Below are 6172 nucleotides of genomic sequence, written 5' to 3' on the forward strand. Positions count from 1 at the left end.
TCATCCTCGGCGACGGCACTGAGCGATACCAGGAGATCGTGCAGATCCTGCTCGATGCCGGTGCAGACGCGTCGATCGGTGACAAGGAGGGCGTGACCCCGCTCCAGCATGCGAGGTCCAAGGGTCACTCCGAGATCGCGCGGATTCTGGCAGCGGCGAATTGAGTGCTTCGCCGAAGGGTTGGGCACGCAGTCGGTCGAAGAGGACGACGGGCCTGTCTCCTTGCGGGACATGCCGGATTGTGCCGGGGGCCGCGGCTAGGACTCCGTCCAGGACTCGGGTGCGAATCATGGCGAAATCCGGTGGCGGTGCTACCAATTGGCCCGACAGTCCCAAGGGGACGCCGAGCATTGAGAGAGCGGCCTGACCCGTGGAAGCTCGGGTCAGGCCGCCTTCTTGTGGGAGTCGTGGGCATGGGCCACCCTGGGTACGTCGGATTTCAGGCCCGGACAGCGAGCCCCTGCAGCCAGGCCCGCCAGGCGGGCTCCTCGCGCCTCACGAAGTCCGCCGCGTCTGCGGAGAACAGGTACGCCCGTACGCCCGCCGTCGCCTTGCCACCCCCCTCGTCCCACGCGAAGACGCTGAGCATCCCGGGCACCGGTGCGGTGAGCCGGACCAGCGTCTGCCGCTCGCCGACGCGCTCGACCGTGCCGGTGGCGCCGCGCACCTGGACCGTCGTGCCCTCGTCGCCCAGCCCGAGCACGTCGTGCAGGGTCGACCAGAGCGCCTCCGCGTCGCCGGGGTGGGAGGCGGTGGCCTCCAGGTGTGTGGCCTCTTGGCCGGGGAAGTGCGACAGGTAGAGGCGCAGGTTGTCGAAGAACGGCATCCAGCCGGGGCCCATGGTGTCCCAGAACTCTGATTCCCAGGCGGCGCCGGTCCCGAAGCCGCTGCTGGTGACGCGCACGATGCAGGTCCCGCCGGACTGCGCCTCGACGAGGAACTCCGACGTCAGCGGGCTGAGTGCATCGGGGTCCTTGCCCATGAGGGCGGCCCAGTCCTCCTCGTAGACGAGGCGGCGCGGCGGCTCCCATGCGGTGACGTGGCCGTCCGAGCCCATCTCCGGGCCCATGGTGAAGTGCAGGGAGCCGCCCTCGCGCTCCTCCATCTCGGTCGGCGCGAACCAGGCGCTCATGCCCTTGGCGGTGGCGATGGCCTGCCAGACCTGCTCCGGGGTGCCCGGTACCTCGACGGTGAACTCCAGGCGGTACGGGACGTTCAGGGTGGTGCTCATGTGATCTCCTCTGGAAGGGGGTGGGCGGCGACGAGGAGCCGGTGCAGGCGCCCGTCGTCGTGGTGGTAGCGAGCCGCCAGCTCGAGCACCGCCGCGGTCAGGTCGTCCGCGAAGGCCGCCCTTTCGGCGGCCGACCGGAAGCCGATCTGCGTGTCGATGGTCAGCGTCGGCAGGCGCGTGCCGGAGGCGCCGGCCCGGCGCGCCAAGGCGCCGACCTCGCGCACCACGCGGCCGGCCAGTGCGACGAGGTAGCCTGCCGACAGATGGTCGGCGTTGGCCTCTGGGTCGGCCGCGGACGCGGTGACGGCCGCCGGCGACACGACGTACGCCACCGCCGACGCCTGCAGCACCCGCTCGGTGATGCCCCCGTGTCGGCGCTCCTCGGACAGCTTCACGAGGCCGTGCGCCTCGAGCGCCTTGAGGTGGTAGTTGATCTTCTGGCGCGCAATGCCGACTCGGGCGGCCAGCCCGGCGGCCGAGGCGGGGACCGCCAGCTCGGCGAGCAGGCGGGCACGGACCGGGTCCAAGGCGGCGGCTGCTGCCTCTGCACTCTCGATGACCTCGACCTCCTGCATGAGCCCAGCGTGCCATTGACAAGAAAGTTTGTCAAGGGCATGGTCGATATGGCGGCGAGCCCCATGAGCGATGATCGAGGGCAGGCGCGAGAAGAGGAGATGGGCATGGCCAGACTCGTGTTCGGAATGAACCAGTCCTTGGACGGCTACGTCGACCACACGGCGTTCGGGCCGAGCCCCGCGCTGTTCCGCCACTTCATCGAGCAGACCGAGGCGCAGACGGGCTGTGTCTACGGTCGCCAGATGTATGAGGTCATGCGCTACTGGGACGACGACCAGCCGGACTGGGACGCGGAGGAGCAGGCCTACGCATCCGCATGGCGGAACCTGCCCAAGTGGGTCGTTTCGCGCTCGCTGGCGTCGGTCGGCCCCAACGCCACGCTCGTCGCGGATGAGATCGAGCGCGTCATCGCAGACCTGAAGGCAACGCGCGACGGAGAGATCGAAGTCGCCGGCCCGAGTCTGGCGAACAGCCTGAGCCAACTCGGACTGATCGACGAGTTCCGCATCTACCTGCACCCCGTGGTGCTCGGTCACGGCAAGCCCTTCTTCGCCGGACCTCGGCCGCCGCTTCGCCTGATCGCCAGCGAGCAGATGGACGAAGACGTGCTGAGGTTGACCTACGTCCCCAAATGACGGTCAACGGCTTTGCTGGGTCCAGGCGACGCTGGCCGGGTGCGGGACGTTGGACGGTCCAACACCGTCAATGCCCCCGTGGGGACACCCCTCGATCGGGAGGAGCCTGTCGAACCGGGAGGAGACGACGGTGCGGGACTCCGATCTGAAACCGCACGTCACGTGGGGCAAGGCCCATGCCGACGGGCGCTGACGACCAGCGGAAGGCCGGTCAGGGTGCGTTCTCGTGCCGGAGGGAGGACAGCCCCAGTCGGCCTGCCCGCACCGTGAGAGCAAGAGCCAGCAGGGCGGCGGCCCCGAGCACAGCCCCCTGCGCCCACGGCTGGATCTGCGAGTTGCCGCTCGGGAACCTGAGACCGAAGTAGGCCATGACGGCTGGCGCCGCGAGCCCAGGCGCGAGGCTCCACGCCTGTGGACGATGGGCGAGAGCGCCGAACACCGCCATGACGGGTCCGACGAGCAGAGAGATGACCGACCAGAACTGGATCTCCACGACACTCAGTCGCTCGTTCAGTCCAAGCACGGCGTCACTCAGGTAGTAGGCAAGGACCGCGAGCATCAGCCCTGCCGTTGCCAGGAGCGCAGCTGGTCCCAGTCGTCGGGAGAACCAGCCAACTCCGAACGCGAAGAGGGCCCAGGCCCACGGCGTCCCCAACCATGAGCTGACGTACTCGAGCCAGCGCACGCCCTGACCCGGGGTTGTCGTGAAGGGGCCGTACGCGGAGCCGAAGGCGTTGCTCATCGAGTTGGCCACGCCCAGAGCCAGGCCCGCCACCAGAAAGGGCGCCGCTGCCACGACCCGATGACGCATCAGGGCTCGGTGCCGGTTCGCTGGTCCCTGTCCTGGCGCTCGTCCTCCGTGGCGTAACGGTCGGTGTACTCCTGGCCGGACAGCTCCGCGATCCGCGCCATGAGGGCATCTGTCGCCTCGCGCCAGGCCACGGGGTCGTCCGGGCGGTCCGCCCACGGCGAGAGGTCCAACGGGGCGTCATACGTGATCGACACCCGGCCTCGCCGCGGGTTCGGCCGGCCCGGAAGGCGGACCTCTCGAGTTCCTTGCACCACGGCTGGGATGACGGGTATGTCGAGCGGCAGGGCCAGGCGCATGACGCCGGTCCGGCCACGATAGAGCCTGCCGTCGGGGGACCGCGTGCCCTCCGGGAAGAGCGCAACGACTCCTCCCTCTCGGAGGATCCGCCCGGCGGTGTCGAGCCCGGGACTCGCGGCGGCAGCGCTCGCCGGGTCGATCGGCACCTGCCCGATCGCACGGAGGAACCAGGCCAGCGCGCGGCGTCGGAGGCTCCGACCCGAGTAGTACTTCTGCTTCGCGATGAAGATGACTCGCCGCGGTACGCCGAGGCTGATGACCACGGGATCGATCATCGTCACGTGGTTGCCGGCCAGGAGAAAGGGGCCGGTCCGTGCGAGGTTCTCACGCCCGGACCACCGAGGTCTGACGTACCACCGAGCGATCGGCGCGACGACGACGAACTTGAAGAACCAGTACCACACGGGCACAGCCTAGGGACATCACGATCTGGCTCTGCGTTGTGCATGGGCTGGCCGTGTGGTGGAGTCGATCTGAAGCAGGTCCACCGCCGCACGGCCTCGGAGGAAACATGACCGACGTCCTCGACCCCACCCTGTCGCACACCCGCGGAGAGACCGAAACCCCCCTCATCGAGCAGACGATCGGCGACAACTTCGACGCCACCGTGGCGAGGTTCCCGCACCGCGAGGCCCTCGTCGACGTGGCGCAGGGCAGGAGATGGACGTATGCCGCTCTGCTCGCTGACGTGGACACGCTCGCTCGCGCTCTCCTGGCCATCGGCGTCAGGACCGGCGACCGGGTCGGCATCTGGGCGCCCAACTGCTCCGAGTGGACCTTGGTGCAGTTCGCCACGGCGAAGATCGGCGCGATCCTCGTCAACATCAACCCCGCCTACCGGTCGCACGAGCTGCACTACGTCCTCGGCCAGGCGGGGATCACGACGCTCATCGCGGCGGAGTCGTTCAAGACGAGCAACTACCGAGAGATGGTCGACGAGGTGCGCCACGACGTGCCGGGGCTCGAGCGCGTGATCTACATCGGCACCGACGACTGGGACTCGACCATCTCCCAAGCCGGGCGGGTGAGCGAGAGCGAGCTCAGCGGCATACAGGCATCCTTGAAAGCAACTGACCCGATCAACATCCAGTACACGTCGGGCACCACGGGATTCCCCAAGGGCGCGACGCTGAGCCATCGGAACATCCTCAACAACGGCTTCTTCGTCGGGGAGCTGTGCCGCTACACCGAGCAGGACCGAGTGTGCATCCCGGTGCCGTTCTACCACTGCTTCGGGATGGTCATGGGCAACCTGGCGTGCACGAGCCACGGCGCCTGCATGGTCATCCCCGCTCCCGGGTTCGATCCGGCCGTGACGCTCCAGACCGTGCAGGACGAGAAGTGCACCAGCCTCTACGGCGTGCCGACGATGTTCATCGCCGAGTGGAACCTGCCCAGTTTCGCGGACTACGACCTCTCGAGCGTGCGGACCGGGATCATGGCCGGCTCGCCGTGCCCGGCGGAGCTGATGCGCAAGCTCATCGCCTCAGGCATCGAGGAGATGACGATCTGTTACGGGATGACGGAGACGTCGCCGGTTTCGACGCAGAACCGCACGGACGACACCTTCGAGCAGAAGACAGGGACCGTCGGCCGGGTGCACCCGCACCTGGAGATCAGGATCGCCGACCCGTCGACCGGCGAGACCGTCAAGCGGGGGCAGGCCGGCGAGTTCATGACCAAGGGCTATTCCGTCATGCTCGGTTACTGGGAGCAGCCGGACAAGACGGCCGAGGCGGTCGAGGACGGGTGGATGCACACCGGCGACCTCGCGGTCATGCACGACGACGGCTACGTCGAGATCACCGGCCGGATCAAGGACATGGTGATCCGCGGCGGTGAGAACGTCTACCCTCGCGAGATCGAGGAGTTCCTCTACACCCACCCGGACGTGCTGGACGCCCAGGTCATCGGCGTGCCCGACCCGAAGTACGGCGAGGAGCTCTGCGCCTGGATCCGGATGAAGGAGGGCGCCGAGCCGCTCACCGCCGAGGCGGTGCGCGAGTTCTGCACCGGTCAGCTCGCGCACTACAAGATCCCCCGGTATGTCGAGATCGTCGACGAGTTCCCCATGACGGTGACGGGCAAGATCCGCAAGGTCGAGATGCGGGAGACCACGGCGAAGAAGCTCGGCCTCGGCTGAGGCATCCCGGCGCTTGTGCTGCCCCGCGGAGACGAGTACGTGCTCTCAGGTGCCTCGTCCTCCGCGGAACAGGCTGAGTGACAACGCCGCCCGTCCAGGGCGCGGCCCGGGTGCGTTGGGCCAGTGGTTCCACGACGTCCTTGCCCTCGTGTTCTCGTTCTCGCGGCCGAGCGTTTCCCGAGCTCGCCGTCGGCATCCTCCTCGTCTCAGAGGCCTTCATTGGCCGTATGCCGCTGGGCTCGTTCGCATGCCTCTGCCTGGTCAGGAGGTGGTTGGGTGGTCAACTGCACTGGTGCGCGGCTGAATTGATGATGCCAGGGCATCGCGCCGGGAGCTGTACAGGCACTGTCAGTGGTCGCCTCTAGGGTTCTTCACATGAGCACCGGACAGGCAGCGATGGACGGAGTGGCACCGGGAGTGCCGCCGCTCGCCGCCGTGTCCGACGAGGCTCGAGTTCACCTTCCCGGGCTGCCCGCGCG

Annotated in this window: 7 protein-coding genes; 3 read left to right on the top strand and 4 right to left on the bottom strand. The window is 68.2% G+C overall.

Features of this window, described 5'->3' with window-relative positions; genetic code table 11:
• Window positions 1–38: 38 nt before the first annotated feature.
• Window positions 39–164 carry a hypothetical protein gene (locus VJN29_RS03885; RefSeq protein ID WP_324142272.1) on the top strand — a complete coding sequence of 42 codons (126 nt, stop codon included), beginning with the start codon at window positions 39–41 and terminating at the stop codon, window positions 162–164.
• A 275-nt stretch (window positions 165–439) separates the two neighbouring features.
• Here the strand turns inward: VJN29_RS03885 and VJN29_RS03890 are convergent, their stop codons facing one another.
• Window positions 440–1231 carry an SRPBCC domain-containing protein gene (locus VJN29_RS03890; protein WP_324142267.1) on the bottom strand — a complete coding sequence of 264 codons (792 nt, stop codon included), beginning with the start codon at window positions 1229–1231 and terminating at the stop codon, window positions 440–442.
• Window positions 1228–1806 (bottom strand): helix-turn-helix domain-containing protein, encoded by a 579-nt coding sequence (locus VJN29_RS03895; protein ID WP_324142268.1) that lies wholly within the window; start codon window positions 1804–1806, stop codon window positions 1228–1230. Before VJN29_RS03895 ends, VJN29_RS03890 begins: the two co-directional genes overlap by 4 nt.
• A 126-nt stretch (window positions 1807–1932) precedes the next feature.
• Here VJN29_RS03895 and VJN29_RS03900 point away from each other — a divergent pair, with 126 nt between their 5' ends.
• The gene (locus tag VJN29_RS03900) at window positions 1933–2442 is read left to right on the top strand and encodes a dihydrofolate reductase family protein (protein ID WP_324142273.1); all 510 of its coding nucleotides are present in this window, start codon (window positions 1933–1935) and stop codon (window positions 2440–2442) included.
• Window positions 2443–2653: 211 nt separating this feature from the next.
• On the opposite strand, the gene VJN29_RS03905 is transcribed toward VJN29_RS03900, so the two are convergent.
• Both VJN29_RS03905 and VJN29_RS03910 read right to left on the bottom strand, forming a co-directional pair.
• Complete coding sequence (locus tag VJN29_RS03905; RefSeq protein ID WP_324142269.1) at window positions 2654–3253, bottom strand: hypothetical protein; 600 nt, start codon at window positions 3251–3253, stop codon at window positions 2654–2656.
• Window positions 3253–3954 (bottom strand): lysophospholipid acyltransferase family protein, encoded by a 702-nt coding sequence (locus VJN29_RS03910; RefSeq protein WP_324142270.1) that lies wholly within the window; start codon window positions 3952–3954, stop codon window positions 3253–3255. The genes VJN29_RS03905 and VJN29_RS03910 overlap by 1 nt, the downstream gene beginning before the upstream one ends.
• 107 nt (window positions 3955–4061) lie before the next feature.
• On the opposite strand from VJN29_RS03910, the gene VJN29_RS03915 reads away from it, so the two are divergent.
• Complete coding sequence (locus VJN29_RS03915; RefSeq protein ID WP_324142271.1) at window positions 4062–5693, top strand: AMP-binding protein; 1632 nt, start codon at window positions 4062–4064, stop codon at window positions 5691–5693.
• The last annotated feature ends 479 nt before the right edge of the window (window positions 5694–6172 follow it).

Origin of the sequence: Intrasporangium sp., from assembly GCF_035280925.1 — a bacterium.
Lineage (GTDB): Bacteria > Actinomycetota > Actinomycetes > Actinomycetales > Dermatophilaceae > Intrasporangium.

Bases quoted from the DNA above. Each gene is read 5' to 3' on its own strand.
- VJN29_RS03890 (WP_324142267.1), bottom strand. From the start codon at position 1,231: ATGAGCACCACCCTGAACGTCCCGTACCGCCTGGAGTTCACCGTCGAG.
- VJN29_RS03895 (WP_324142268.1), bottom strand. From the start codon at position 1,806: ATGCAGGAGGTCGAGGTCATCGAGAGTGCAGAGGCAGCAGCCGCCGCC.
- VJN29_RS03900 (WP_324142273.1), top strand. From the start codon at position 1,933: ATGAACCAGTCCTTGGACGGCTACGTCGACCACACGGCGTTCGGGCCG.
- VJN29_RS03905 (WP_324142269.1), bottom strand. From the start codon at position 3,253: ATGCGTCATCGGGTCGTGGCAGCGGCGCCCTTTCTGGTGGCGGGCCTG.
- VJN29_RS03915 (WP_324142271.1), top strand. From the start codon at position 4,062: ATGACCGACGTCCTCGACCCCACCCTGTCGCACACCCGCGGAGAGACC.